Origin of the sequence: Paratractidigestivibacter sp., from assembly GCF_052362415.1 — a bacterium.
Classification (GTDB): Bacteria; Actinomycetota; Coriobacteriia; order Coriobacteriales; family Atopobiaceae; genus Paratractidigestivibacter.
The window spans coordinates 13,633-14,301 of record NZ_DAWEMK010000042.1; the positions used below are offsets into that span (position 1 = coordinate 13,633).

At 54.7% G+C, this 669-nt stretch carries 1 protein-coding gene; it reads right to left on the reverse strand.

Annotation, left to right across the window (positions count from 1 at the left end; all coding sequences use genetic code 11):
* A partial coding sequence (locus ACT84W_RS05885) for an ATP-binding cassette domain-containing protein (RefSeq protein WP_444328544.1) occupies positions 1–266 on the reverse strand: 266 nt, incomplete at its 3' end.
* Positions 267–669 lie beyond the last annotated feature (403 nt).

Here is a 669-nt window from a genome sequence, read left to right on the forward strand (position 1 = left end):
TTGAACTGCTGGAAGACCATCGAGGAGTACTTGCGGGCCATCTCGAGGTGGTTCTTCCTTGTGACCTCGGTGCCGTCGATGGTGACGGTACCGCTCGTGGGCTCCTCGAGGTAGTCGATGCAGCGGATGAGGGTGGACTTGCCGGAGCCCGACGGACCGATGACGACGAGCTTCTCGCCGGGGGCGACGGAAAGGTTAACGTCCTTGAGCACGTGGACGTCGCCGAAGTACTTGTTGAGATCCTTGATCTCGATCATGTTTGCCATGTGTTCAATCCTCTCTCGAATCGACAATTAGACCTTAAGGTGCCTGCAGGTCGAAATCCGGCGAGAACGGCTGTTTGAGACGAAGAAACAACCGCGGTGACACCGGTCGGAAACAAGACATGAGTTGTTTAACATACCCGAAACCCTAGAAAACATAACAGATGTCGCGAATCGCACACAACCGCCCGCTCATTACTGGGTGACAGTCATTGCGTGCAACTTCCTGGGACAGACATCATCCGGGGAAACCCATTACTGGGTGACAGTCATTGGGTGCAGCACTTTGGGGACACGCATCATCTGGGGACACCCATCACTCAATGGCTGTCACCATGTGCAGCATTCCTGGGACGCCCTGGCATTCACAAGAAAAAACCGACGATCAACTGACCGTCGGTTAGCA